Source organism: Lelliottia sp. JS-SCA-14 (genome assembly GCF_035593345.1).
In the GTDB taxonomy this organism is placed as follows: domain Bacteria; phylum Pseudomonadota; class Gammaproteobacteria; order Enterobacterales; family Enterobacteriaceae; genus Enterobacter; species Enterobacter wanjuensis.
Genome location: NZ_CP141606.1, coordinates 2,803,347 through 2,828,218, shown reverse-complemented (window position 1 = coordinate 2,828,218; position 24,872 = coordinate 2,803,347). Strand labels below are relative to the sequence as shown.

25 protein-coding genes are annotated in these 24,872 nt (G+C 56.1%); 12 read left to right on the top strand and 13 right to left on the bottom strand.

Features of this window, described 5'->3' with window-relative positions; genetic code table 11:
- Window positions 1-4: 4 nt before the first annotated feature.
- Together manY and manX are read right to left on the bottom strand one after the other, a co-directional pair.
- A complete protein-coding gene (gene manY, locus U9O48_RS13270) occupies window positions 5-805 on the bottom strand; it encodes a PTS mannose transporter subunit IIC (RefSeq protein WP_022648448.1) in 801 nt (266 codons plus the stop codon).
- A 48-nt stretch (window positions 806-853) separates the two neighbouring features.
- Window positions 854-1,816, bottom strand: a complete 963-nt coding sequence (manX, locus tag U9O48_RS13265; RefSeq protein WP_282494615.1) for a PTS mannose transporter subunit IIAB — start codon at window positions 1,814-1,816, stop codon at window positions 854-856.
- Window positions 1,817-2,133: 317 nt separating this feature from the next.
- Between manX and U9O48_RS23365 the strand changes: the two genes are divergently transcribed.
- Window positions 2,134-2,292, top strand: a complete 159-nt coding sequence (locus tag U9O48_RS23365; protein ID WP_416382088.1) for a protein YoaL — start codon at window positions 2,134-2,136, stop codon at window positions 2,290-2,292.
- The gene (yoaE, locus tag U9O48_RS13260) at window positions 2,280-3,839 is read left to right on the top strand and encodes a CNNM family cation transport protein YoaE (protein ID WP_282494614.1); all 1,560 of its coding nucleotides are present in this window, start codon (window positions 2,280-2,282) and stop codon (window positions 3,837-3,839) included. The genes U9O48_RS23365 and yoaE overlap by 13 nt, the downstream gene beginning before the upstream one ends.
- A 6-nt stretch (window positions 3,840-3,845) precedes the next feature.
- Here yoaE and U9O48_RS13255 read toward each other — a convergent pair whose 3' ends face one another.
- The 4 genes from U9O48_RS13255 to pabB form a co-directional block, all read right to left on the bottom strand.
- Complete coding sequence (locus tag U9O48_RS13255; RefSeq protein WP_282494613.1) at window positions 3,846-5,444, bottom strand: EAL domain-containing protein; 1,599 nt, start codon at window positions 5,442-5,444, stop codon at window positions 3,846-3,848.
- A gap of 140 nt (window positions 5,445-5,584) precedes the next feature.
- Window positions 5,585-6,949: an L-serine ammonia-lyase gene (gene sdaA, locus U9O48_RS13250; protein WP_285149560.1), complete on the bottom strand. Its 1,365-nt coding sequence runs from the start codon at window positions 6,947-6,949 to the stop codon at window positions 5,585-5,587.
- 183 nt (window positions 6,950-7,132) lie between these two features.
- Window positions 7,133-7,711 (bottom strand): CoA pyrophosphatase, encoded by a 579-nt coding sequence (locus U9O48_RS13245; RefSeq protein ID WP_282494611.1) that lies wholly within the window; start codon window positions 7,709-7,711, stop codon window positions 7,133-7,135.
- Between the two features lie 3 nt (window positions 7,712-7,714).
- Complete coding sequence (pabB, locus tag U9O48_RS13240) at window positions 7,715-9,073, bottom strand: aminodeoxychorismate synthase component 1 (RefSeq protein ID WP_324722644.1); 1,359 nt, start codon at window positions 9,071-9,073, stop codon at window positions 7,715-7,717.
- A gap of 61 nt (window positions 9,074-9,134) precedes the next feature.
- Here pabB and U9O48_RS13235 point away from each other — a divergent pair, with 61 nt between their 5' ends.
- Window positions 9,135-9,320 (top strand): YoaH family protein, encoded by a 186-nt coding sequence (locus tag U9O48_RS13235; RefSeq protein WP_282494609.1) that lies wholly within the window; start codon window positions 9,135-9,137, stop codon window positions 9,318-9,320.
- A gap of 5 nt (window positions 9,321-9,325) precedes the next feature.
- On the opposite strand, the gene U9O48_RS13230 is transcribed toward U9O48_RS13235, so the two are convergent.
- Entirely contained in the window at window positions 9,326-9,670 is a 345-nt protein-coding gene (locus U9O48_RS13230) for a RidA family protein (RefSeq protein WP_095282339.1), read from the bottom strand.
- A 127-nt stretch (window positions 9,671-9,797) separates the two neighbouring features.
- Here U9O48_RS13230 and U9O48_RS13225 point away from each other — a divergent pair, with 127 nt between their 5' ends.
- The 5 genes from U9O48_RS13225 to rnd all read left to right on the top strand — a co-directional run bounded on the left by U9O48_RS13225 (window position 9,798) and on the right by rnd (window position 16,189).
- Window positions 9,798-11,708, top strand: a complete 1,911-nt coding sequence (locus U9O48_RS13225; protein ID WP_282494608.1) for an ATP-dependent DNA helicase — start codon at window positions 9,798-9,800, stop codon at window positions 11,706-11,708.
- Between the two features lie 65 nt (window positions 11,709-11,773).
- The gene (gene tsaB, locus U9O48_RS13220) at window positions 11,774-12,469 is read left to right on the top strand and encodes a tRNA (adenosine(37)-N6)-threonylcarbamoyltransferase complex dimerization subunit type 1 TsaB (RefSeq protein WP_324722643.1); all 696 of its coding nucleotides are present in this window, start codon (window positions 11,774-11,776) and stop codon (window positions 12,467-12,469) included.
- A 37-nt stretch (window positions 12,470-12,506) separates the two neighbouring features.
- Window positions 12,507-13,100, top strand: a complete 594-nt coding sequence (locus U9O48_RS13215) for a Slp family lipoprotein (RefSeq protein WP_324722642.1) — start codon at window positions 12,507-12,509, stop codon at window positions 13,098-13,100.
- A 203-nt stretch (window positions 13,101-13,303) separates the two neighbouring features.
- The gene (fadD, locus tag U9O48_RS13210) at window positions 13,304-14,989 is read left to right on the top strand and encodes a long-chain-fatty-acid--CoA ligase FadD (RefSeq protein ID WP_282494605.1); all 1,686 of its coding nucleotides are present in this window, start codon (window positions 13,304-13,306) and stop codon (window positions 14,987-14,989) included.
- A gap of 72 nt (window positions 14,990-15,061) precedes the next feature.
- Window positions 15,062-16,189 (top strand): ribonuclease D, encoded by a 1,128-nt coding sequence (gene rnd, locus U9O48_RS13205; RefSeq protein WP_285149580.1) that lies wholly within the window; start codon window positions 15,062-15,064, stop codon window positions 16,187-16,189.
- A gap of 106 nt (window positions 16,190-16,295) precedes the next feature.
- Here the strand turns inward: rnd and minE are convergent, their stop codons facing one another.
- Genes minE through minC form a run of 3 tightly spaced genes read right to left on the bottom strand, consistent with a single transcriptional unit; the run spans window position 16,296 to window position 18,112 of the window.
- Entirely contained in the window at window positions 16,296-16,565 is a 270-nt protein-coding gene (minE, locus tag U9O48_RS13200) for a cell division topological specificity factor MinE (RefSeq protein WP_010432714.1), read from the bottom strand.
- A 3-nt stretch (window positions 16,566-16,568) separates the two neighbouring features.
- Entirely contained in the window at window positions 16,569-17,381 is an 813-nt protein-coding gene (gene minD / locus U9O48_RS13195) for a septum site-determining protein MinD (protein WP_282494603.1), read from the bottom strand.
- Between the two features lie 23 nt (window positions 17,382-17,404).
- Window positions 17,405-18,112, bottom strand: coding sequence for a septum site-determining protein MinC (minC, locus tag U9O48_RS13190; RefSeq protein WP_285149563.1), 708 nt, complete (start codon window positions 18,110-18,112; stop codon window positions 17,405-17,407).
- A gap of 123 nt (window positions 18,113-18,235) precedes the next feature.
- On the opposite strand from minC, the gene U9O48_RS13185 reads away from it, so the two are divergent.
- The 3 genes from U9O48_RS13185 (at window position 18,236) to U9O48_RS13175 (ending at window position 19,755) form a co-directional block, all read left to right on the top strand.
- A complete protein-coding gene (locus U9O48_RS13185) occupies window positions 18,236-18,511 on the top strand; it encodes a YcgL domain-containing protein (protein WP_282494601.1) in 276 nt (91 codons plus the stop codon).
- Between the two features lie 47 nt (window positions 18,512-18,558).
- Window positions 18,559-19,218 carry a fumarylacetoacetate hydrolase family protein gene (locus U9O48_RS13180; RefSeq protein WP_282494600.1) on the top strand — a complete coding sequence of 220 codons (660 nt, stop codon included), beginning with the start codon at window positions 18,559-18,561 and terminating at the stop codon, window positions 19,216-19,218.
- A 93-nt stretch (window positions 19,219-19,311) separates the two neighbouring features.
- On the top strand, window positions 19,312-19,755 hold the full coding sequence (locus U9O48_RS13175) for a YcgN family cysteine cluster protein (protein ID WP_095282330.1): 444 nt from the start codon (window positions 19,312-19,314) through the stop codon (window positions 19,753-19,755).
- 139 nt (window positions 19,756-19,894) lie between these two features.
- Here the strand turns inward: U9O48_RS13175 and dsbB are convergent, their stop codons facing one another.
- On the bottom strand, window positions 19,895-20,425 hold the full coding sequence (gene dsbB, locus U9O48_RS13170) for a disulfide bond formation protein DsbB (protein ID WP_095282329.1): 531 nt from the start codon (window positions 20,423-20,425) through the stop codon (window positions 19,895-19,897).
- Window positions 20,426-20,569: 144 nt separating this feature from the next.
- On the bottom strand, window positions 20,570-22,108 hold the full coding sequence (nhaB, locus tag U9O48_RS13165; RefSeq protein WP_324722641.1) for a sodium/proton antiporter NhaB: 1,539 nt from the start codon (window positions 22,106-22,108) through the stop codon (window positions 20,570-20,572).
- A 201-nt stretch (window positions 22,109-22,309) separates the two neighbouring features.
- On the opposite strand from nhaB, the gene fadR reads away from it, so the two are divergent.
- Window positions 22,310-23,029: a fatty acid metabolism transcriptional regulator FadR gene (fadR, locus tag U9O48_RS13160; protein ID WP_282494597.1), complete on the top strand. Its 720-nt coding sequence runs from the start codon at window positions 22,310-22,312 to the stop codon at window positions 23,027-23,029.
- 119 nt (window positions 23,030-23,148) lie between these two features.
- On the opposite strand, the gene U9O48_RS13155 is transcribed toward fadR, so the two are convergent.
- Entirely contained in the window at window positions 23,149-24,681 is a 1,533-nt protein-coding gene (locus tag U9O48_RS13155) for a SpoVR family protein (RefSeq protein ID WP_285144285.1), read from the bottom strand.
- Between the last annotated feature and the right edge of the window lie 191 nt (window positions 24,682-24,872).

Below are 24,872 nucleotides of genomic sequence, written 5' to 3'. Positions count from 1 at the left end.
CCTGCTAGTCCAGTTCGTTATCGAGATCGTTGTTACCAGCAGCCTGCGCTGGTGCACCCGCGACGCGGTTATATTTCGGGCTCAGCTGGATGTACAGAATCGCCATCACCGCACCAATCACACCCAGAGCAACCAGGTTGAAGTTAGTGAACGCCGCGGTAACAAAGCCGAGGTAGAAGAACGGCATCAGGTAGCCTGCGCGCATCATGTTGATGACCATCGCATAACCGACGACCACGATCATGCCACCCGCGATGTTCAGACCGCCGGTCACGACTTCTGGAATCGCGTTCAGCATGCTCTGCACTTCGCTGGTACCGACAGAGATGGCAACGATAACCGCAGGGATAGCGATACGCATGGCCTGCAGGAACAGGGACGAGACGTGGATCCACGAGAGCGCCGTCAGGTTGCCATTATCTGCCGCCTTATCCGCCGCGTGCTGGAAGGCCACGGTGATAGTACGAACGATGATGGTCAGAACCTGGCCTGCTGCTGCCAGTGGGATAGCCAGTGCGATACCGGCACCGATGCTTTGATGTCCGGCAATAACCAGAACCGTAGAAATGATGGACGCCAGCGCCGCATCAGGCGCAACGGCCGCGCCGATGTTCATCCAGCCCAGGGCGATCATTTCCAGCGTACCACCGATGATAATACCGGTTTTCATATCGCCGAGAACGGCGCCAATCAACGTACAGGCCACCAGTGGGCGGTGGAACTGAAATTCATCAAGTACGGATTCCATACCCGCAATACACGCGACGATGAACACCAGCACAATCTGAAGAGTGGTAATCTCCATTGTACTTCTCCTATAACATAAGCTTTATGTGAAAAATCAGCGCCTGGGTTATTTCCCAACCTTGCCGATCAAATCCATCATTTTCAGTCTCTGATCCGTGGAAACCTTACGGGCTTCCAGTTCAATACCGCGTGCATTCAGCTTATTGAAGGCTTCGATATCTTTTTCATCGACGGAAATCGCGTTGTTTACCTGCGTTTTGCCCTGACGGAAAGCCATACCACCGATGTTTACGGAGGTGATTTTCACGCCGCCTTCCACCACGCGTTCAACGTCTGTCGGGTTGGTGAACAGGAGCATGACGCGTTCACCGGCATATTTCGGGTTGTTATACACGCGGATCATCTTGGCGACGTCCACGACATGTGCGGTAACGCCCGGAGGAGCAACCTGGGTGAGAAGGGTTTTACGAACGTGATCGGCGGCCACTTCGTCGCTGACGACGATAATGCGTTTCACGTTGGTCTCTTTGGTCCAGCGTGTTGCCACCTGGCCGTGGATTAAACGGTCATCAATACGCGCCAGCCCGATCACCATGTAATCGTTCGCGCCCATCGGTTTAGTGGGAACCGCGGCTTTCACCGCTGCGGCGACCGGGGCAGGTTTCTCTGCCGGTTTCGCTTTCAGCGCTTTCACGCCTTCGCGACCGGTTTCGACAGCCAGAGCGACCAGTTCGTCAAAGCTCGGGTTGTCGTCACGCGCCATCAGCGTTTCGACCAGCATAGGAATGTTGACGCCCGCGACAACTTCATAATGCTCTTTATCGACGACAATGCGGCTGGCGGCGTTAAACGGACTGCCACCCCATGTATCAACGAGAAACAGCACCCCACTACGGGTATCCAGTTTCTCCAGCTGAGCCGTGTATTTTTCGATCAGCGTTTCAGCGTTTTCGCCAGGGACGAAATCGATCCAGCCAACGTTTTCCTGCTCACCCAACAGCATCTCTGCGGTTTTGAGTAACTGCTCTGCAGCCCAACCATGTGTGCCTATTACAATAGCAATGGTCACTTGCTACCTCCTTTTATTATCATGAATACAACTGACAGGCAGTTGTACTGAGAATCTTCCCCGGCGCACCGAATCGATTCAGATAAAGGGTTAGAGTTAAATTAACGAAGACTTCCGGGAATTATTTTAGATAGTGAAAAAATAATTTATGTGATGAAGATCCGTAATTTAGCTACGCAGACGAGATTTATCTCAAATGAAAATCGACTCTGTAACAGATCTTTGCAAAGGAAAGTAAATCTTTGCTAAAAAGCCATTGTCTCTGATATGTTTAGCCTCCGTTTAATAACCAGGAGTATAGGGCTACAGCCCACTGTATGGATCGTCACCGACGTCAGTCATCTTCCAGGCCATTTTGCGCCTTGCACGCCGGCGAACCTCGCCACTCATTACACACGTCTACCGTCATTTCGCCCATGCTTTTCGGGGCGCCGTTTAGTCATTCCTTTAGCAGGAGCTTGTCATGGAATTCTTAATGGACCCGTCAATCTGGGTGGGATTACTCACGCTGGTTGTTCTTGAGATTGTTCTCGGTATCGACAACCTGGTGTTTATCGCCATCCTTGCGGATAAGCTGCCGCCAAAACAGCGCGACAAAGCGCGTTTAATCGGCCTTTCGCTGGCGCTGATCATGCGTCTCGCGCTGCTGTCCGTTATTTCGTGGATGGTCACCCTGACCAAACCGCTGTTCACCGTGATGGATTTCACCTTCTCCGGCCGTGATTTGATCATGCTGGTGGGGGGGCTATTCCTGCTGTTCAAAGCGACAACCGAGTTGCATGAACGGCTGGAAAACCGACAGCACGACGATGGACACGGTAAAGGCTATGCGAGTTTCTGGGTGGTGGTTGCGCAGATCGTGGTGCTCGACGCCGTCTTCTCCCTGGACGCGGTGATTACTGCCGTCGGCATGGTGAACCACCTGCCGGTGATGATGGCCGCTGTCGTGATTGCGATGGCCGTGATGCTGCTGGCGTCTAAACCGCTGACCCGTTTTGTGAACGAACATCCAACGGTCGTGGTGCTGTGTCTGAGCTTCCTGCTGATGATTGGTCTGAGCCTCGTTGCAGAAGGTTTCGGCTTCCATATTCCAAAAGGCTACCTGTACGCCGCGATTGGCTTCTCGATCATTATCGAGCTGTTTAACCAGATTGCGCGCCGTAACTTCATCAAACAGCAGTCCAATCAGCCGCTGCGCGCCCGTACCGCTGACGCCATCCTGCGTCTGATGGGCGGTCGTCGTCAGACCAACGTCCAGCCAGAAACCGCGAACCGTAACCCGGTTCCGGTGCCGGAAGGCGCGTTTGTGGAAGAAGAGCGTTACATGATTAACGGCGTCCTCTCCCTGGCTTCCCGCTCGTTGCGCGGCATTATGACACCACGCGGTGAAATCAGCTGGGTCGATGCCAACCTGACGGTGGATGAAATTCGCCAGCAGTTGCTCTCTTCACCGCACAGCCTGTTCCCGGTGTGTCGCGGTGAGCTGGATGAGATCATCGGTGTGGTGCGCGCCAAAGAGATGCTGGTGGCGCTGGAAGAGGGCGTGAACGTCGAAGCGATTGCCGCGGCCTCCCCGGCGATTGTGGTGCCGGAAACCCTGGACCCGATCAACCTGCTTGGCGTCCTGCGTCGTGCCCGCGGTAGCTTCGTTATCGTCACCAACGAATTTGGCGTGGTGCAGGGTCTGGTGACCCCGCTGGACGTGCTAGAAGCGATTGCCGGTGAGTTCCCTGACGCCGATGAAACGCCAGAGATCGTGGCCGATGGCGACGGCTGGCTGGTCAAAGGCACCACCGACCTGCACGCCCTGCAGCATACGCTGGGTCTCGATAACGTCATCAACGACGAAGAAGATATCGCGACCGTGGCCGGTTTAGTGATTGCCGTGAACGGTCAAATCCCGCGCGTCGGCGATATCATTGAACTCCCGCCGCTGCAGATCACAATCATGCAGGCGAATGATTACCGGGTAGACATGGTGCGTATTGTTAAAGAGCAGTCCGCCCACGACGAAGAAGAGTAATCAGGCTTAATGTAACGGCATAGCGGGCATCACGTGCCCGTTACGCGGGGCTGGCGGAGGCGAACTCTCCGCCAGCCACTGCGGAAAATCTTTCAGCGGCATTGGCCGCGCATACAAAAATCCCTGCAAAATATTGACCCCATGATGGCGTAAGTAACGCGCCTGCTCCTGTGTCTCCACGCCTTCCGCCACCAGTTCAATATTCAGCCGCTGCCCCAGGGCAATAATGATATCCGTCACTGTCGAATTCACCGCATCGGTACCCAGCGCGGTGGTGAAAGACTTATCAATTTTCAGCACATCCGGACGCAGTTTTTCCAGCCACGACAGGGAACTGTTGCCGGTGCCGAAATCGTCAATCGCCAGTTTGACCTCTTTGCGATGCAGCTCGCGCACGATGCGATAATCCACATCCAGTAGCGCGTCCCGCTCGGTGAGTTCAATGATTAACTGCTGTTTCGGGCGGGCGTTGAACCAGTAGCGGTTCAGATCCTGGAGCAACACGCCGTTGCGGAAGTGGCTGGCCGCGACGTTAATCCCGATATGAAATCCCTTGTTCGCCGGGAAATAGCCAATCTGGCGGACGGTTTCCATAATCACGTAGCGCGTCAGGGGAACAATCAGATTGTGTTCCTCCGCCAGGGGGATAAATACGTCCGGCGAAATCCAGCCCTGGCGAGGGTTATTCCAGCGCAGCAGGATCTCCACCCCGACGCATTTCTGCGTCCGGGCGTTGAGCAACGGCTGGCAGAACAGCTCGAACTCGCGCGCGGCTAACCCGAGGTTAATTTCCCAGGTGAAACTCATGCGGCTGGCGGTGGCAAGCCAGGCGATATAGCCCAGCAGCAGGCTCAGCAAGACGGCGAGCGGAAGCTGAGAGGGGAGATTCATCAGCGCCAGTTCGCTGGCTCCCGGCCCGCTGACGGTGATGGTAAAGGGGAAATGGCCTGAGGTCTGGCTCAGGATCATGGTGTCCTGAGTGAACGCCAGCGAGTCGGTGACATTCTGCCCGTAGCGCAGGAATTTGTTCCCGACGTTCAGGCTGACGTCGGTGATCAGCGGGCGCTGCGGCTCGAGCATCATTTTGGTGATCAGATCGATATTCACAATCTGCATCACGCCGTCTTCCCCGCTGTCGGAAACCGGATACCACTGAATCAAAATCGGGCTGCCTTTGAGCAGCGATTTGTCCGTCGACAGTACCAGCTGCGGCTGGCTGGAAGGCAGGTCGGGCTGCACCTGACGAATGGGAACATCGCGATCGCCAAATATGCTGGAGCAGTAAAGAATACCGTCTTTGATCAGGGCGATAGAACGCACGGTTTGCAGCGTTGCGGCCCGTTTACGCAGCGTCAGATGGGCGTCAGGGCAGGGCGCGCCGACCAGGGCTTGCAAGGTTTCCCGGCCCGCCTGCAGCGGCAGCAGGATCTTATCCAGCGCATTCACCGAGTGGCTGACAAAGGTGTGAATACGTTCCTGATTTAAATTGCGCTGTGAAATAAACCGAATGCCGAGAGTCAGAAAGAGCGTAATAAAAGCCACCAGCACACAGACCATAATGCGGTTTCGGCGATAACTTTTAATGATCCTTTGCGCATTCTGCATGAAAGGGGGCTCGATAAGCCGCCAGCACAGGAGCCAGGGCAACACAGAAAGTGTAGTGGGGAAATGTTACGGTGACGAGAAAGCGAATAAATATCGCCCATCCGTTGCAGATGGGCGAGAGAGAATAATCAATGGCGTGCTTAGTCGCACTGCACCTTAATGGCCAGACCGCCGCGTGAGGTTTCACGGTATTTGGCGTTCATGTCTTTACCGGTTTCGTACATGGTTTCGATGACCTTATCCAGCGACACACGCGGTTCGCTGGTGCGGCGCATTGCCATGCGCGAGGCATTGATCGCTTTCACCGAGGCGATCGCGTTACGCTCGATGCACGGCACCTGCACCTGGCCCGCAACCGGGTCACAGGTCAGACCGAGGTTATGCTCCATGCCGATTTCCGCGGCCACGCATACCTGCTCAGGGCTCGCGCCCAGCAGTTCAGACAGACCCGCTGCCGCCATGGAGCAGGCCACGCCCACTTCACCCTGACAGCCCACTTCGGCACCGGAGATAGAGGCATTCATTTTATACAATGCGCCCACCGCACCGGATGCGAGGAAGTAGCGGGTGTAGATATCCGGGGTCACCGGCTCGATAAAGTGATCGTAATAGGCCAGCACCGCAGGAACGATACCGCATGCGCCGTTGGTCGGAGCGGTGACCACGCGGCCACCGGCGGCGTTTTCTTCGTTCACGGCCAGCGCAAACATATTCACCCAGTCAACCACGTTCATCGGGTCGTTGGAGAACTTATCGGTGGTGACCAGCATACGGCGCAGGGCAGAGGCACGACGCGGAACGCGCAGCGGGCCAGGCAGTACGCCTTCGGTGTTGATCCCGCGATCGATACAGGCCTGCATGGTCTGCCAGACGTTGCCAAAATAGTCTTCGATCTCTTTTTTGCTGTGCAGCGCCAGTTCGTTCTGCATCACCATGCCGGAGAGGGACAGGCCGGTCTGTTTGCAGTAATCCAGCATCTCTTGCGCGGATTTAAACGGGTAAGGGACGTTCACGTCACCCGCCGTATCTTTGCCAAAATGCTCTTCGTCGACGATAAAACCACCGCCGATGGAGTAGTAGGTTTTGCTGTAGATCACTTTGTCGCCGTTGAAGGCGTGGATCTGCATGCCGTTTTCATGCAGCGACAGGTTGTCGCTACGGAAACGCATGCCGTCGTCGTGGGGGAAATCCACTTCGTGCTTGCCGTTAGCCAGTAGCAGACGACCGCGTGTTTCAGTGTCGCGGATAAACGCCGGAATGGCGTCAATATCCACTGTGTCCGGCATGTTACCTGCCAGACCCATAATAATGGCGATATCGGTGTGGTGGCCCTTACCCGTTAAAGAGAGCGAACCGTAAACATCAACGGCCACGCGGGTAGTGCTTTCCAGTAATCCTTTTTCGACCAGATCATCGACGAACTGTTTACCGGCCTTCATTGGGCCTACAGTGTGGGAAGAAGACGGGCCAATCCCCACTTTGAACATGTCGAATATACTAATCACTTTCTCACTCCTGACAGGGTTACCGGGGTTCCAGTAACGATGTTATAACTGCGCATAGTGTAAGAGGGAACCTCCAGGTCGGCTGAACTATTCACATGAATTAAACTAATGAATAACCCCTGATTTACTAATGATGCGACGTCACTCGCAAAGGCGCAGAAAAAATCGGAATGTAAAGTATAGTCAAGGTTTCAGGCCGATTTGCAGCGCCAGCTCACGGATAATGCCCGCCGTCATGCCCCAGACAAAATAATGCTGATACCACGACAACCACACCCGGTGATCGTGTCCACGACGTTGAATATCCAGCGGATGATAACGGCTGAGACGCAGGGCTTCCGCCAGCGGCATTTCGAACACCGCCGCTACTTCATCTTCGCTGGCGTGATAGTGCAGATTGGGCGGGATAATCCCCACCACCGGCGTCACCTGAAAACCGGTCACGCTGTCCACCGGCGGTAGTACGCCAATCACTTCCACGGCTTCTGGCGGGATCGCCACCTCTTCCTGGGCTTCGCGCAGCGCGGCGGCAATCAATGAGGCGTCAGACGCATCCACCGCGCCGCCGGGAAACGCCACCTGACCGGCGTGTTTACGCAGATGCGATGAGCGCTTGGTGAGTAACAATCCAGGCTGTTCGCGGCGCACCACCGGGATCAGCACCGCCGCCTGGCGGCTGTTCAGCGCGTCGCGGTTCACCTGCGGGCGCAACAGCTGAAAGCGCGACAGAAAATCATCCAGGGTCAGATCGTGGGTATCCAAACGTTAGCTCTCCAGTTGATGCAGGATGCGATTCACTTTATCAAAGGTTTCCTGGTATTCCGCGGCGCACTGGCTGTCGGCCACAATCCCGCCGCCCGCCGAGCAGTATAGCTGCCCGTCGCAGGCCGTCAGGGTGCGGATGGTAATGCTGGTATCCATGGTGCCGCACAGGCTCAGATAGCCGATGCTGCCACACCACGCGTTACGGCGATGCGGCTCAAGCTCATCGATAATCTGCATGGCGCGCACTTTCGGTGCGCCGGTGATCGACCCGCCAGGAAACGCGGCGCGCAGCAGATCGCAGGCCGAACGGTTGGCCGGAAGACGTGCCGTAATGGTGCTGACCAGATGATGCACCGCCGGGAAGGGCTCCACGACAAACAGCTCAGGCACACGCACGCTGCCAGGCTCTGCCACACGGCCAATATCGTTACGCATCAGATCGACAATCATCAGATTCTCGGCGCGATCTTTCGGTGACGCGGCGAGTTTCTCCGCCTGCTGCTTATCGGCTTCAGGATCCGCCAGGCGCGGCAGGGTGCCTTTGATCGGCCTCGTCTGAATAGTGTCGTCTGCAAGATGGATAAAGCGCTCCGGCGACAAACTCAGCACTGCCCCTTGTTCCAGACGCAAAAAAGCGCTGAACGGCGCACGGTTGCTGGCATTAAGACGCGTAAACGCCTGCCACTCGTCACCCGTGTAACTCGCCTGAAAACGCTGGGCGAGATTCACCTGGTAGCAATCCCCGCTGTGCAGATACGCCTGCACCTGCCGGAATTTATCGGCGTACGCGTCGGCGCTCATGTTGGATCGCCAGGCGGAAGTTAAGGTAAAATTAGAGGATGAGAAGGGCTGTTGCGCCTCTAACCATGCCAGCCGCGCGTGGGCGTCGGTGTGGCTTAGCAGGGAAACGGTTTTCTTGTGGTGATCGACAATCACCGCCCAGTCGTATAGCCCCACGGCCATATCTGGCAGGGAAATATCCTCTTCTGCATGGTCGGGCAAAGCTTCGAATCGACGGCCTAAATCGTAGCCAAACAGCCCCAGCGCGCCGCCCTGGAAGGGCAGATCCGCACTCGCTGTGGCGGTGAAAGGCAGGGCGCTCAGTTCCTGTTCCAGCAGTGACAGCGGATCATCGCCGCAGACGCGTTCAGCGCCTGAGGAAATACGCGTGGTGTCGCCGTGCGTCAGAAGCGTGGTGAGCGGATCGGCGACCAGAATATCAAAGCGGCTATAGGGATGATCCGCGTGCCCCGAGTGCAGCAGCATCGCCCACGGGAGATGGCTTAAGCGCGAAAACCAGAATTCGGCGGCGTCTTGACGCCAGGGTAATGAAATGACAGTAGGGGGTAACGGGTTCATGTGTGGCATACTACCGGGCTGCGTGAATGTATTAGCGCAGATAATTTAGCAGGAGTTGATCATGTTTGCAGGTTTACCTTCCCTCAGTCACGAACAGCAGCAAAAAGCGGTCGAGCGAATTCAGGAACTGATGTCCAATGGGATGAGCAGCGGTGAAGCGATTACCACCGTCGCCCAGGAAATTCGCGCCACCCATACCGGCGATCGGATCGTGGCGCGTTTCGAGGATGACGAAGAAGACGAGTAATCGTCTTACACCGCCGCGATTATCTTGATTTCAACTTTATACTGCGGCTTCATCAGCGTGGCCTGTACCGTACAGCGTACAGGCGCGTGACCCGCGACGACCCAGGCATCCCAGGCTTTATTCATCGCTGCGAAATCGTCTTTATTCGCCAGGAAAATGGTCGCATCCAGAATGCGGGATTTATCGCTGCCCTGTTTTTCCAGAATCGCGTCAATTTGCGCCAGCGTGTTGGCCGTTTGCTCGAACGCATCGGCGTCCAGGTTTTCCGGTACACCGGTGTAATAGAGCGTCTGGTTGTGAATCACCACGTCAGACCAGCGGGCTTCGGCATCAATGCGCACAATTGTCATAAACCTTTCCTCATAAATGGCTTCAGGCCGCAAGACTGCCATAATGTTCCGTCAACGTCTATTTCGACTGGCACAGGAGAGGGCGGGCTGACATAATCCCTGTGCAAAAATACAGTGAGAGAGCAACGTGGCAGACGATTTTTCAGCAGACGGTCAGTTAGCGCAGGCGATTCCCGGTTTTAAACCGCGCGAGCCGCAACGACACATGGCAGAAGCGGTCACCCGCGCCATCAAAAATACCCAGTCGCTGGTGGTCGAGGCGGGAACCGGGACGGGCAAAACTTACGCCTATCTCGCCCCTGCGCTGCGCGCGAAAAAGAAAGTGATCATCTCGACCGGCTCGAAAGCCTTGCAGGATCAGCTCTACAGCCGCGATCTGCCGACCGTCGCGAAAGCCCTGAAATACAAAGGCCGACTGGCGCTCCTGAAAGGGCGCTCGAACTATCTCTGCCTGGAGCGCCTCGAACAGCAGGCGCTGGCCGGGGGCGATTTGCCGGTCAACACCCTAAGCGATGTGATTATCCTCCGCGCCTGGGCTAACCAGACCACCGATGGAGATATCAGCACCTGCGCCAGCGTCGCCGAAGATTCCCCGGCGTGGCCACTCGTGACCAGCACCAACGACAACTGCCTCGGCAGCGACTGCCCGCTGTATAAAGATTGTTTCGTCGTCAAAGCGCGTAAAACGGCGATGGACGCCGATGTGGTGGTGGTAAACCACCATTTGTTCCTGGCCGATATGGTGGTCAAAGACGGCGGCTTCGGCGAACTGATCCCGGAGGCCGAAGTGATGATTTTCGATGAAGCCCATCAGCTACCAGACATTGCCAGCCAGTATTTTGGTCAGTCGCTCTCCAGTCGCCAGCTTCAGGATCTCGCCAAAGATTTCACCATCGCCTATCGCACCGAACTGCGCGACACCCAGCAGCTGCAAAAATGTGCCGACCGCCTGGCGCAAAGCGCGCAGGATTTCCGCATGCAGCTAGGCGAGCCCGGCTATCGCGGAAACCTGCGCGAGCTGTTAGCCGACAGCAACATCCAGCGCGCGCTGCTCTTGCTCGATGATGCGCTGGAGCTCTGCTACGACGTCGCCAAACTGTCGCTCGGACGCAGCGCACTGCTCGACGCCGCCTTTGAGCGCGCCACGCTCTACCGCTCACGCCTGAAACGTCTGAAAGAGATCAACCAGCCCGGCTTTAGCTACTGGTACGAATGCACCGCGCGCCAGTTCACCCTCGCGCTGACGCCGTTGACCGTCGCCGATAAGTTCAAAGAGGTGATGGCGCAGAAACCAGGGAGCTGGATCTTTACTTCCGCCACACTTTCAGTGAATGACGATCTGCACCACTTCACCGAACGTCTGGGAATTGAAGAGTCGGATTCACTCCTGCTGCCGAGCCCGTTCGATTACGAAACCCAGGCGCTGCTCTGCGTGCCGCGTAATTTACCCCTGCCGAACCAGCCGGGCGCGGCGAAACAGCTGGCGGCGATGCTCAAACCGATGATCGAGGCCAACAATGGCCGCTGCTTTATGCTCTGCACCTCCCACGCCATGATGCGCGACCTCGCCGAGCAGTTCCGTGCCACCATGACCTTACCCGTGCTGTTGCAGGGCGAAACCAGCAAAGGCCAGCTGCTTCAGCAGTTTGTCACCGCCGGAAACGCGCTGCTGGTAGCGACCAGCAGCTTCTGGGAAGGGGTGGACGTGCGCGGGGATGCGCTATCATTAGTCATCATCGACAAACTGCCGTTTACCTCGCCTGACGATCCGCTCCTGAAAGCGCGGATGGAAGACTGCCGTCTGCGCGGGGGCGATCCCTTCGATGACGTCCAGTTGCCGGATGCGGTCATCACCCTGAAACAGGGCGTCGGGCGTCTCATCCGTGATACGGACGACCGCGGCGTACTGGTTATCTGCGATAACCGCCTGGTGATGCGCCCGTACGGCGCGACATTCCTCGCCAGCCTGCCACCCGCACCGCGTACGCGGGACATTAATCGCGCGGTGCGTTTCCTGGCGAACCCAACGGCGGAGTAATTTCCGCCGGGGTGTGCTAAGATGCGCGCCATTTTGTGACTGACTATTGCGAGAGCGCGAGACCCATGCGAATTCTGGCTATTGATACCGCTACAGAGGCCTGCTCGGCAGCCCTGTGGGATAACGGTTCCCTCTTTGCCCATTTTGAAGAGTGCCCCCGGGAACATACCCAACGTATTCTGCCGCTGGTGAAAGAGATCCTTCACCAGGGCAACACCTCCTTAACTGAACTCGACGCGCTGGCGTTTGGCCGTGGGCCAGGCAGCTTCACCGGCGTGCGCATTGGGATTGGTATCGCTCAGGGCCTGGCGCTGGGAGCTGGGCTCCCGATGATCGGCGTCTCGACGCTGGCGACCATGGCGCAGGGCGCATGGCGCATGACCGGCGCCACGCGCGTCCTCGCCGCGATCGACGCCCGCATGGGCGAAGTTTACTGGGCGGAATATACCCGCGATGAGCAGGGCGTCTGGCACGGAGAAGAGACCGAGTCGGTGCTCAAACCTGAGGCCGTTGCTGAACGGTTGAAACACCTTACGGGCGAGTGGGCTACAGTCGGTACAGGCTGGCCAGCGTGGCCGGATCTGGCAAAAGACAGCGGTCTCACGTTAGTTGAGGGTCAGGTGTTACTTCCGCACGCCGAAGACATGCTGCCGATCGCCTGTCAGCTGCTGGCGGCGGGAAAAACCGTGGCCGTTGAACACGCTGAGCCAGTTTATTTACGAAATGAAGTGGCCTGGAAGAAACTTCCGGGCAGGGCGTGAATCTCAGTAATAAGCACTGAGAAAAGGGAGTCGCATCATGGCGGTTCAAACTAAGGCTGTACGCCTCTTCATAGCGGGCGCTATCGCTGTGGCATTAAGCGGATGTGTCACCGTTCCTGACGCGATCAAAGGGAGCAGTCCAACGCCGCAGCAGGATCTGGTGCGGGTGATGAATGCCCCTGAACTGTATGTCGGCCAGGAAGCGCGCTTCGGCGGTAAAGTGGTCGATATCCAGAACCAGCAGGGTAAAACTCGCCTCGAAATCGCGACGGTACCGCTGGACAGCGGCGCACGACCGACTCTTGGCGAACCGTCCCGTGGGCGCATTTACGCCGACGTGAACGGTTTCCTCGACCCGGTCGATTTCCGCGGTCAACTGGTGACGGTCGTCGGGCCGATTACCGGTGCGGTGCAGGGCAAAATCGGCAACACGCCGTATAAATTCATGACCATGCAGGCGAACGGCTACAAACGCTGGCATCTCACTCAGCAGGTCATGCTGCCACCGCAGCCAATGGACCCGTGGATGTGGGGACCACACCCATACCGCTATGGCGGCTATGGCGGCTACGGTGGATGGGGCTGGTACAACCCGGGCCCGGCGCAGGTGCAGACCATCGTTACCGAGTAAGTTACTGTTATATTTAGACAAGAGACAGCGGCTCAGCCGCTGTCTCTGTTTTTTACGGACGAAACACAAAAAAAAGAGTGACGCGCTTCGCAACCTTAAATCCGAACAATTAATAAACTGGTACGCTGAGTTAATATAATGTTAACGAACTGTTTATTATCGGGGTTGTGATGACGACGAACACTCATTTCAGAGGTGATGCATTGAAAAAGGTTTGGCTTAACCGTTATCCCGCAGATGTGCCTGCGGAGATCAATCCTGACCGTTATCAATCCCTGGTTGAATTATTTGAGCACTCGGTTTCGCGCTATGCGGATCAGCCTGCGTTTGTGAACATGGGCGAAGTGATGACCTTCCGCAAACTGGAAGAGCGCAGCCGGGCGTTTGCGGCCTATTTGCAGGAAGGGTTGGGGCTGAAGAAGGGCGACCGCGTCGCGCTGATGATGCCCAACCTGCTTCAGTATCCGGTGGCGCTGTTCGGTATTCTGCGGGCGGGAATGATTGTGGTGAACGTCAACCCGCTCTATACCCCGCGCGAGCTGGAACACCAGTTGAACGACAGCGGTGCGGCGGCGATTGTGATCGTCTCCAACTTTGCTCATACCCTCGAAAAAGTGGTCGATAAGACTCAGGTTCGCCACGTGATCCTGACCCGTATGGGCGATCAGCTTTCGACGGCCAAAGGCACGCTGGTTAACTTTGTCGTCAAATACGTGAAGCGTCTGGTACCGAAGTATCATCTGCCGGATGCCATCTCCTTCCGTCGGGCGCTGCACAGCGGGTACCGCATGCAGTACGTGAAACCGGAAGTGGTGTCAGAGGATCTGGCCTTCCTGCAGTACACCGGCGGCACCACCGGCGTCGCCAAAGGGGCGATGCTGACCCACCGCAACATGCTGGCGAACCTTGAACAGGTGAATGCGACCTATGGCCCGCTGCTGCATCGCGGCAAAGAGCTGGTCGTCACAGCACTCCCGCTTTATCACATCTTTGCCCTGACCATGAACTGCCTGCTGTTTATTGAGCTGGGCGGACAGAATTTACTCATCACCAACCCGCGCGATATTCCGGGGCTGGTGAAAGAGCTGGCGAAATATCCGTTCACCGCGATGACCGGCGTCAACACGCTGTTCAACGCGCTGCTGAATAACAAAGAGTTCCAGCAGCTCGACTTCTCCACGCTGCACCTCTCTGCGGGCGGCGGGATGCCGGTTCAGCAGGCGGTGGCCGACCGCTGGGTGAAGCTTACCGGGCAGTATCTGCTGGAAGGCTACGGCCTGACGGAGTGCGCGCCGCTGGTCAGCGTTAACCCGCACGACATTGATTATCACAGCGGCAGCATTGGTCTGCCGGTGCCGTCGACGGAAGCCAAACTGGTCGACGACGAAGGCAACGAAGTGCCGCACGGCGAGCCGGGTGAATTGTGCGTGAAAGGGCCGCAGGTGATGCTCGGCTACTGGCAGCGCCCGGATGCGACGGATGAAATCATCAAAGATGGCTGGCTCTATACGGGCGACATCGCGGTGATGGACGATGAGGGTTTCCTGCGCATTGTCGATCGCAAGAAAGACATGATTCTGGTCTCCGGTTTTAACGTCTATCCAAACGAAATCGAAGACGTGGTGATGCAGCACGAAGGGGTGCAGGAAGTGGCCGCCGTCGGCGTGCCGTCCGGTAGCAGCGGCGAAGCGGTGAAGATCTTTGTGGTCAAAAAAGACGCCTCGCTGAGCGAAGACGAACTGATCGCCTTCTGCCGCCGTCAGCTCACCGGCTACAAAGTGCCGAAGCTGGTGGAGTTCCGCACCGAGCTGCCGAAATCGAACGTCGGGAAGATATTACGACGAGAATTACGTGACGAAGCCCGCGCCAAAGTGGACAATAAAGCCTAAGCTTCGAGTGAGTCGCCATCACACGCCGGTTAGCCGGCGTTTTTTATGGGCGCAAACCAGAGAGAAACCGTTTTGAATTACCAGATGATCACCACCAACGACGAGCTGGCAACGCTGTGCGACGTCACCCGCGACTTTCCCGCCATTGCTCTGGATACCGAGTTTGTTCGTACGCGAACCTACTATCCTCAGTTGGGTTTGATCCAGATGTACGACGGCAAAAAGGTCTCGCTGATTGACCCTCTGGGCATCACGGACTGGACGCCGATGCGCGATCTGCTGCTCGACACGGCGGTCACCAAATATCTGCACGCGGGCAGTGAAGATCTGGAAGTGTTCATGAACACCTTTGGCGTGATGCCAGAGCCGCTGATTGATACGCAAATCCTGGCTGCTTTCTCCGGTCGTCCGCTCTCCTGGGGCTTTGCCGCGATGGTGGAAGAGTACACCGGGATTGCGCTGGATAAGAGCGAATCGCGCACCGACTGGCTGGCCCGTCCGTTGACCGAACGCCAGCTCGACTACGCCGCCGCCGACGTGTTTTATCTCCTGCCAATCTGCGGCCAGCTGATGAAAGCGTGCGAAGAGGCCGGCTGGCTGGACGCGGCGCTGAATGAATGTCGCATGACTCAGCAGCGTCGTCAGGAAGTGCTCGACCCGAAAGACGCCTGGCGCGATATCACCAACGCCTGGCAGCTGCGCACCCGTCAGCTTGCCTGCCTGCAGCTGCTGGCCGACTGGCGTCTGCGCAAAGCGCGCGAGCGCGATCTGGCGGTGAACTTTGTAGTGCGTGAAGAGCACCTGTGGGCCGTGGCGCGCTACATGCCGGGCAGCATGGGCGAGCTGGACAGTATTGGTTTGTCCGGGAGTGAGATCCGCTTCCACGGCAAAACCCTGCTGGCGCTGGTCGCCAAAGCGCAAGAGCTGCCGGAAGACCAACTGCCTGAGCCGCTCCTGAACCTGATGGATATGCCGGGGTATCGCAAAGCCTTTAAAGATATCAAAGCGCTGGTGCTGGAAGTGGGCACAGAAAACAAGGTGAGTCCGGAACTGCTGGCGTCACGCCGTCAGATCAATCAGCTGCTGAACTGGCACTGGAAGTTAAAACCAAACAATGGCCTGCCGGAACTGATCGCGGGCTGGCGCGGGGAACTGATGGGCGAACGTCTGAAAACCCTGCTGGAAAGCTATCCGCAGTAAAAATAGCGTGAGTATGTCGGTTTTGTAGCCCCGGTAAGCGAAGCGCCACCGGGGATTTGCCGGGAGGCGCTGCGCTTACCCGGCCTACAACCGACATGTTTTAATGCTACGGACGCGACTCTTCCGCTTCCGGCAGCGTCACGTTCAGCTCCAGAATCGAAATATCTCCGTCCTTCTGCTCAAGCTGCACGGTGACCATCTCCGGGTCGATCTGCACGTACTTACAAATCACTTCCAGGATGTCTTTGCGCAGCTGCGGCAAATAGTGAGGTTCAGCATCGCTGCGGCGACGCTCCGCAACGATAATTTGCAGTCGCTCTTTCGCGATGTTGGCGGTGCTTTTTTTCCGCGAGAGAAAAAAGTCCAGTAATGCCATAACTTATCCTCCGAACAGGCGTTTGAGGAAACCTTTCTTCTCTTCTTCAATGAAGCGGAAAGGACGATCTTCTCCCAGCAGACGGTCAACGGTATCAGCGTAGGCTTTACCCGCGTCTGCCATCGTATCAAGGATCACCGGCTCACCCTGGTTAGAGGCGCGCAGCACAGACTGATCTTCCGGAATCACGCCGACCAGTTTGATGCGCAGGATCTCCAGCACATCTTCCATGCTCAGCATGTCACCTTTGTTGACGCGGCCCGGATTGTAGCGGGTCAGCAGCAGGTGCTCTTTAATCGGGTCCTGGCCATTTTCTGCACGACGAGATTTCGACGCCAGAATGCCCAGAATACGGTCGGAGTCACGCACGGACGACACTTCGGGGTTGGTGGTGATGATGGCTTCGTCAGCGAAGTACAGCGCCATCAGCGCGCCCGTTTCGATACCAGCAGGGGAGTCGCAGACCACAAAGTCGAACTCCATCTTCTTCAGCTCGTCGAGCACTTTCTCCACGCCTTCACGGGTCAGCGCATCTTTGTCGCGCGTCTGAGAGGCCGGGAGAATAAAGAGGTTTTCCGTGCGCTTATCTTTGATAAGCGCCTGGTTTAAGGTCGCATCACCCTGGATGACGTTAACGAAGTCATACACCACGCGACGCTCGCAGCCCATGATCAGGTCGAGGTTACGCAGGCCGATATCGAAATCGATAACAACTGTCTTCTTTCCCTTCTGGGCCAAACCAGTAGCGATGGCCGCGCTGGAGGTGGTCTTGCCAACGCCTCCTTTACCCGAAGTCACAACAATAATGCGTGCCATAGAAATTCCTTGTTAAAAAGGGATCAATTCAACGGTTGAACAGTCAAAGCGTTCTCTGCCAGACGCAGTCGTGCCGCTTTGCCATAAAATTCGGCTGGGATCTTGTCACTCAGCCAATATTCTCCTGCGATGGAAACCAGTTCCGCCGTCAGGTTAGTACAGAAAATTTGCGCATCCCGATCGCCACTGGCACCTGCCAGCGCGCGTCCCCGCATCATACCGTAGACGTGAATGTTGCCATCGGCAATCAGCTCAGCGCCAGCGCTGACGTGGCTTGTCACAATCAGATCACAGTTTGGTGCATAAATGCGCTGACCGGAACGAACCGGCACATCAATCATTCGCGTTTTTGTGATAGCGGTAACATTTTGCGCGGGCGGTGGGGGAGTCGGAGCGGCTTTTGGCACAGAACGCGCCGATTTTTCTTTGCCTTCAGTGAGAAGGGGCAGACCGGCGCGCTCGATTTCATCTTTCAGTCGGGCATCTTTACAGCCGCTGATACCGACAATTCGCAGCCCGGTCGAGGCAACCGCCTGCTGCAGATGCTGCCAGTTCACAGGCGCGTCCAGACCGCTGACGTTCACCACCACGGGGGCGTGTTTCAGAAAAGCGGGTGCCTGCGCGATTTTGTCTTCTAACGCCTGACGAATAACCTCGGGTTTTGCATCATGCAAATGAACCACTGATAAGGTGAAGCTACTGCCTTTAAGCTCGATGGGCGTGTTTGACATCCTGGCCTTACTCAATTTGCTGTTAATCGCAGCACATTCGTTGCGATATTCCGAAGAGTATCAGGCATGTTATAGTCACTGTTATATTGAGGCAAGCAACCACCGATAATTCAGAGTAAAAACATGTTTTGTGTGATCTACAGAAGTACTAAACGCGACCAGACTTATCTTTATGTCGAGAAAAAAGACGATTTTTCCCGCGTGCCGGAAGAATTAATGAAAGGCTTCGGTGCCCCGCAGCTGGCGATGCTGCTGCCGCTGGATGGTCGTAAAAAACTGGTGAATGCCGATCTGGAAAAAGTGAAAACCGCGCTGAAAGAACAGGGCTATTATTTACAGCTGCCGCCACCTCCTGAGAATTTATTAAAACAGCATCTCGCGGGTGACGGAAAAAAATAACCCCGGCCAACTCCGTGGGTGACATATCAACCGTTTAGGGGACGAGCATGTATCAACATCACAACTGGCAAGGCGCATTACTGGATTATCCCGTGAGCAAAGTGGTCTGCGTCGGCAGCAACTATGCGAAGCACATTCAGGAAATGGGCAGTGCCGTGCCAGAAGAGCCTGTGTTGTTTATCAAGCCGGAAACGGCGCTGTGCGATATCCGCCAGCCGCTGGCGCTACCGCAAGGGCTGGGGTCGGTTCACCACGAAGTCGAACTGGCGGTACTGATTGGCGGCACGCTGCGTCAGGCCTCCGAAGAGCACGTGCAGAAAGCGATTGCGGGTTACGGCGTTGCATTGGATCTGACCTTGCGCGACGTGCAGGGCAAAATGAAGAAGGCGGGGCAGCCGTGGGAAAAAGCCAAAGGCTTTGATAATTCCTGCCCGATCTCCGGTTTTATCCCGGCCGCCGAATTCCATGCCGATCCGCAAAACACTCCCCTGAGCCTGAAAATTAACGGTGACGTGCGCCAGCAGGGCAACACCTCAGACATGATCCACAAAATCCTGCCGCTGATTGCTTACATGAGCCGCTACTTCACCCTCAAACCGGGCGATGTGATCCTCACCGGCACGCCGGAAGGCGTCGGCCCGCTGACCAGCGGCGACGAACTGGAGATTGGGTTTAACGGGCAATCCGTTAAGACGCGCGTGCTGTAAAACCCCCTTGCCGCTGTTATTCGGCGGCAAAACTTGCATCCACGTGCCAGACTGGTTATAAGGTGCGCTTTCTTTTGACGTGTGGACATCCCTATGAGCGAAACCCCTTTCTGGCAAAGCAAGACTCTCGACGAAATGACCGACGTGGAGTGGGAATCGCTGTGTGACGGCTGTGGGCAGTGCTGCCTGCACAAGCTGATGGACGAAGACACGGACGAAATCTACTTCACCAACGTCGCCTGCAAGCAGCTGAACATCAAAACCTGTCAGTGCCGTAACTACGAGCGCCGTTTCGAGTACGAGCCGGACTGCATCAAGCTGACCCGCGACAATCTCCCGACCTTTGAATGGCTGCCGCATACCTGCGCGTATCGTCTGCTGGCGGAAGGGAAAGGGCTGCCGGACTGGCACCCGCTGCTGACGGGCTCAAAAGCGGCGATGCACGGTGAGCGTATCTCGGTGAGACATATTGCGGTGAAAGAGTCTGAAGTGCAGGACTGGGAAGACCATATTCTCAACCATCCTAAACGTGCATAAATAAAAAACCCGCCGAGGCGGGTTTTTTGTTGGGGATTGTGCGGTGTGTACGGTGCGGCCTGTTGCCCTCACCCCGGCCCTCTCCCACGGGGCGAGGGAGAAAAGACTAAAAACGGCAACTTGCGTTACCGTTTTGCTTTTACCTACCAAACAAATCGCGTTTTTTCGGTTTGAACGGCTGGGCAATCAGCACCAGCAGCGCTATCACGAAGTAGGCGACGAAAATACCGACCAGCCACTGCGGCATCTCCAGCGTCAGAAATTCCCACTGACGAACAGAGCAGTCACCGGAGGCAACAAACACCTGCGGCAGCCATTTATCCAGCGGCAGCCAGCTCGGGAAGCGGGCGGCAAAATCGCAGGTCATAAATGGCGACGGATGCAGCTGCATCATAGTGTGCTGCCAGGCCAGCTCAATGCCTTTCCAGGCACTGTACAACCAAATGGCGATCCCGGCATAACGCAGTGGGGATTTCGGCGCAATTGCCCCGACCAGACCCGCACCCATAATGCCGAACAGCGCACAACGTTCGTAGATACACAACACACAAGGTTTCAGCAACATCACATGCTGGAACCACAGCGCTACCATTTCCAGCGCAAAGGCGGTCAGGGCCATCAACAACCACGCTCCGCGACCGCGAGAGCACTGGTTCAAAAATCGCAACATAATCATTTCCCTGGAACAGGCTTAGAAAGCGCAGTGTAAACCAAAACGCTTTAAGCGCCAGATCCACCTGGCAAAATAAAACGTAATTGGATGTTTATAATGCAGAAAGTCAAACCGGGCAGCGAACTGCCCGAATTCAGGGACTTAATGCGCGGCCAGTATACCTATATGCAACAACCATTGCGTATAAGGAATGAGGGTAAATTTGACGCACAGCAAACCGACCAGCGTTAATACCAGCGTATACGGCAGCGCCATCCACACCATCCGCCCGTAAGAGAGACGAATCAGCGGGGCCAGCGCCGAGGTCAGCAGGAACAGGAACGCCGCCTGGCCGTTCGGTGTCGCCACCGACGGCAGATTGGTGCCGGTATTGATCGCCACCGCCAGCAGCTCAAACTGATTAATGCTGATAACGCCATGCTCCAGCGCGGATTTGGCTTCGTTGATATACACCGACCCGACAAACACGTTATCAGAAATGGATGAGAGCAGGCCGTTAAACAGATAAAACAGCGACAGCTGCGAGTCTGGAGACGCCCGCAGAACAAAGTCGATAATCGGCGAAAACAGCTGCTGATCGACAATCACCGCCACAATGGCAAAAAACACCGCCAGCAGGGCGGTAAAGGGCAGTGCCTCGGTAAAGGCTTTGCCGATGGCATGTTCATCGGTCACGCCGGTAAACGAGGTGGCGAGAATAATCACCGACAGGCCAATCAGCCCGACCTCCGCCAGGTGAAATGCCAGGGCGATGATCAGCCACACGCCGATGACCCCCTGCGCTATCAGGGCCAGCTTCTCCTGACGCGTGCGCTGGCGACGGCTTTTCAGATCAAACTCGTGCAGCACGTCGCGCACCGGCCCCGGCAGCTGTGCGCCGTACCCGAAGCTTTTGGTTTTTTCCAGCAGCACGCAGGTCACTAAACCGCAGAAAAAGACCGGAACACTCACCGGTGCGATGCGCAGAAAGAACTCCGTAAAGTTCCAGCCCGCCGCTTTGGCGATAATCAGGTTTTGCGGCTCGCCGACCATCGTCATCACGCCCCCGAGCGCTGTACCGATGCCCGCGTGCATCATCAGGCTGCGCAAGAAGGCGCGGAATTGTTCCAGCACCTCGCGCTTCGGCGTTTCAATCTGGCTGTCATCCTGCAGATCGCTCTCGGGTTTAGACGACACCACGCGATGGTAAATGGCGTAAAAACCGACCGCGACGCTGATCACGACTGCCACCACCGTCAGTGCGTCGAGGAATGCGGAGAGAAACGCGGCGGCGAGACAGAAGGAGAGGGAGAGCACGGTTTTGGAACGAATGCTCAGCAGCAACCGCGTGAAGATGAACAGCAGCAGCTGTTTCATAAAGTAGATCCCGGCGACCATAAAGATCAGCAGCAGGAGCACTTCAAGGTTGGTGGCCAGCTCGTGTTTGACGCGCTCGGCGCTGGTCATCCCGATGCACACCGCTTCAATCGCCAGCAGCCCGCCGGGGAGCAGCGGGTAGCATTTCAGCGCCATCGCCAGAGCGAAGATAAACTCCGCCACCAGCAGCCATCCGGCGGTAAATGGCGAAAAGATAAACACCAGCGGGTTGAGGATCAGAAAAGTGAGTAACGTGAGCTTGTACCAGTCGGGAGACTGGCCTAAAAAATTGCGCCACAGGGCGCGTCCATAAGACATTTCCACCAGAGAGTTCCTTCCTCGCCAAAGTTAAGCAAAACATTATTATACGCACAATTTGCATGAATAACGGTCACGCAGCGGGGACGGGTATTTAACAGAAATGAAACGGCGATCCCTTTTTTCCCGCGTCGCTGCGCTACCTGCGCCTGTCAGCCTCTGGTATGATGAGTGAATTAGCTAAAGCTGTGTAATGGAAATCTCACTATGGTCATAAAGGCGCAAAGCCCGGCGGGTTTCGCTGAAGAGTACATCATTGAAAGCATCTGGAATAACCGTTTCGCCCCTGGAACGATCCTTCCCGCTGAACGTGAACTTTCTGAACTGATTGGCGTAACACGTACCACTTTACGCGAAGTTCTTCAGCGTCTGGCACGTGATGGCTGGTTGACGATTCAACACGGCAAACCGACCAAAGTGAATAACTTCTGGGAAACGTCGGGTCTGAATATTCTTGAAACGCTCGCCCGTCTCGATCATGAGAGCGTTCCGCAGCTGATCGATAATCTGCTGTCGGTGCGCACCAACATTTCCACCATCTTTATCCGCACCGCATTCCGTCAGCACCCTGATAAGGCGCTGGAAGTGCTGGCAACCGCCTCTGCGGTTGACGATCACGCAGATGCCTTCGCGACGCTGGATTACAACATCTTCCGTGGTCTGGCATTTGCCTCGGGCAACCCGATTTACGGGCTGATCCTCAACGGTATGAAAGGGCTCTATACCCGCATTGGTCGTCATTACTTCGCCAATCCGGAAGCGCGTAGCCTGGCGCTCGGTTTCTACCACAAGCTGAGCGAACTCTGCACCGAAGGTCTGCACGATCAGGTTTACGAAACGGTGCGCCGTTACGGCCACGACAGTGGCGAGATCTGGCACCGGATGCAGAAGAATCTGCCGGGCGATTTAGCGATTCACGGTCATTGAAAATAAAAAACCTCTCTTTCGAGAGGTTTTTTTTGCCCGACGACGATGCATTTTGTAGGCCGGGTAAGGCGTCAGCCGCCACCCGGCAAACAGGCCGCAGAGAGTCAACCCGGCACCCATCACAACGTGTTAGCCCGCGCCGGACACCGCTCCAGCAACTCCACGCTACCGTCCTCGTTCTGCTGCTCCATCAGCACGTCAAACCCCCACAGGCGATGAACATGCTTGAGCACCTCTTTACGTCCTTTATCCAGCGGCGCGCGGTTGTGCGGAATATAGCGCAGCGTCAGCGAGCGATCGCCGCGCAAATCCACGTTCCACACCTGAATATTGGGTTCCAGATTGCTCAGATTGTACTGAGAAGAGAGACGCGAGCGGATCTCACGATACCCTTCTTCGTTATGAATCGCCGAAATCTCCAGGTAGTTATTCCGGTCGTCGTCCAGCACCGTGAAGAAGCGGAAATCACGCATGATTTTCGGCGACATAAACTGGCTGATAAAGCTCTCGTCCTTAAAGTCGCGCATCGCGAAATGCAGCGTTTCCAGCCAGTCGGACCCGGCAATGTCCGGGAACCAGTATTTATCCTCTTCCGTCGGCGACTGGCAGATGCGTTTGATATCCTGGAACATCGCAAAGCCGAGGGCATACGGGTTAATCCCGCTGTACCACGGGCTGTTGTACGGCGGCTGGAACACCACGTTAGTGTGGCTGTGCAAAAACTCGAGCATAAACCGCTCGGTCACTTTGCCTTCGTCATACAGGTGATTGAGGATGGTGTAGTGCCAGAACGTCGCCCAGCCTTCGTTCATCACCTGGGTCTGTTTTTGCGGATAAAAATACTGGCTCACCTTACGCACGATACGCAAGATTTCACGCTGCCAGGGTTCAAGCAGCGGCGCATTTTTTTCCATAAAGTAGAGTAAGTTCTCCTGCGGCTCAGACGGATAACGCCGCGCTTCGGCGATCGTCTTCTCCTCTTCGCGTTTCGGCAGGGTACGCCACAGCATATTCACCTGGCTTTGCAGATACTCTTCGCGACTTTTCTGCCGCGCTTTCTCCTCCTGCAGGGAGATTTTTTGCGGACGTTTGTAGCGGTCGACGCCGTAATTCATCAGCGCGTGACAGGAGTCGAGCAGTTTCTCCACCTCGTCCACGCCGTAACGCTCTTCGCATTCGGTAATGTATTTCCGCGCGAAGATCAGGTAATCGACAATCGAGCTGGCATCGGTCCAGCTGCGGAACAGATAGTTATTTTTAAAGAACGAGTTGTGCCCGTAACAGGCGTGCGCCATCACCAGCGCCTGCATGGTAATGGTGTTCTCTTCCATCAGATAAGCGATACACGGGTTGGAGTTAATGACGATCTCATACGCCAGGCCCTGCTGGCCGTGCTTGTAGAGTCGCTCTGTCTCAATGAATTTCTTACCGAACGACCAGTGCGGATAGTTGATCGGCATCCCGACGCTCGAGTAGGCGTCCATCATCTGTTCGGAGGTAATAACTTCGATCTGGTGCGGATAGGTGTCCAGCCGATACAGCTTCGCTACCCGGTCGATCTCGGCCAGATAGACATCCAGCAGCTCGAAGGTCCAGTCGGGTCCATCGCTGAGACGAGTGCTGTCCTTGGATATGGAGTCAAGTGTAGCCATTAGCGCGCCCTCGTTATTGATAGCTCTCTCTGATCTGGAGAACCTCTTTTCAAGCATAGATCAACGCATTGAAAAGCGTGCTGACACAGAAATTTTTTCTTTGCGATTTCCCGTTTTCAATCCCACAGAAAACGGGTGTCTCGCAGAATATTCTGCTGGCTAAAAAGAGCGCGCAGGAAAAGATCCTAAAT

What these genes read in the sequence shown, in the direction of transcription:
- tsaB (WP_324722643.1), top strand. Translation starts at nt 11,774, where the DNA reads ATGCGAATTCTGGCTATTGATACCGCTACAGAGGCCTGCTCGGCAGCC.
- yoaE (WP_282494614.1), top strand. Translation starts at nt 2,280, where the DNA reads ATGGAATTCTTAATGGACCCGTCAATCTGGGTGGGATTACTCACGCTG.
- minE (WP_010432714.1), bottom strand. Translation starts at nt 16,565, where the DNA reads ATGGCATTACTGGACTTTTTTCTCTCGCGGAAAAAAAGCACCGCCAAC.
- minC (WP_285149563.1), bottom strand. Translation starts at nt 18,112, where the DNA reads ATGTCAAACACGCCCATCGAGCTTAAAGGCAGTAGCTTCACCTTATCA.
- U9O48_RS13180 (WP_282494600.1), top strand. Translation starts at nt 18,559, where the DNA reads ATGTATCAACATCACAACTGGCAAGGCGCATTACTGGATTATCCCGTG.
- minD (WP_282494603.1), bottom strand. Translation starts at nt 17,381, where the DNA reads ATGGCACGCATTATTGTTGTGACTTCGGGTAAAGGAGGCGTTGGCAAG.
- U9O48_RS13230 (WP_095282339.1), bottom strand. Translation starts at nt 9,670, where the DNA reads ATGACAATTGTGCGCATTGATGCCGAAGCCCGCTGGTCTGACGTGGTG.
- dsbB (WP_095282329.1), bottom strand. Translation starts at nt 20,425, where the DNA reads ATGTTGCGATTTTTGAACCAGTGCTCTCGCGGTCGCGGAGCGTGGTTG.
- U9O48_RS13185 (WP_282494601.1), top strand. Translation starts at nt 18,236, where the DNA reads ATGTTTTGTGTGATCTACAGAAGTACTAAACGCGACCAGACTTATCTT.
- fadR (WP_282494597.1), top strand. Translation starts at nt 22,310, where the DNA reads ATGGTCATAAAGGCGCAAAGCCCGGCGGGTTTCGCTGAAGAGTACATC.
- pabB (WP_324722644.1), bottom strand. Translation starts at nt 9,073, where the DNA reads ATGAACCCGTTACCCCCTACTGTCATTTCATTACCCTGGCGTCAAGAC.
- manY (WP_022648448.1), bottom strand. Translation starts at nt 805, where the DNA reads ATGGAGATTACCACTCTTCAGATTGTGCTGGTGTTCATCGTCGCGTGT.
- U9O48_RS13175 (WP_095282330.1), top strand. Translation starts at nt 19,312, where the DNA reads ATGAGCGAAACCCCTTTCTGGCAAAGCAAGACTCTCGACGAAATGACC.
- U9O48_RS13255 (WP_282494613.1), bottom strand. Translation starts at nt 5,444, where the DNA reads ATGCAGAATGCGCAAAGGATCATTAAAAGTTATCGCCGAAACCGCATT.
- U9O48_RS13155 (WP_285144285.1), bottom strand. Translation starts at nt 24,681, where the DNA reads ATGGCTACACTTGACTCCATATCCAAGGACAGCACTCGTCTCAGCGAT.
- U9O48_RS23365 (WP_416382088.1), top strand. Translation starts at nt 2,134, where the DNA reads ATGGATCGTCACCGACGTCAGTCATCTTCCAGGCCATTTTGCGCCTTG.
- U9O48_RS13235 (WP_282494609.1), top strand. Translation starts at nt 9,135, where the DNA reads ATGTTTGCAGGTTTACCTTCCCTCAGTCACGAACAGCAGCAAAAAGCG.
- U9O48_RS13215 (WP_324722642.1), top strand. Translation starts at nt 12,507, where the DNA reads ATGGCGGTTCAAACTAAGGCTGTACGCCTCTTCATAGCGGGCGCTATC.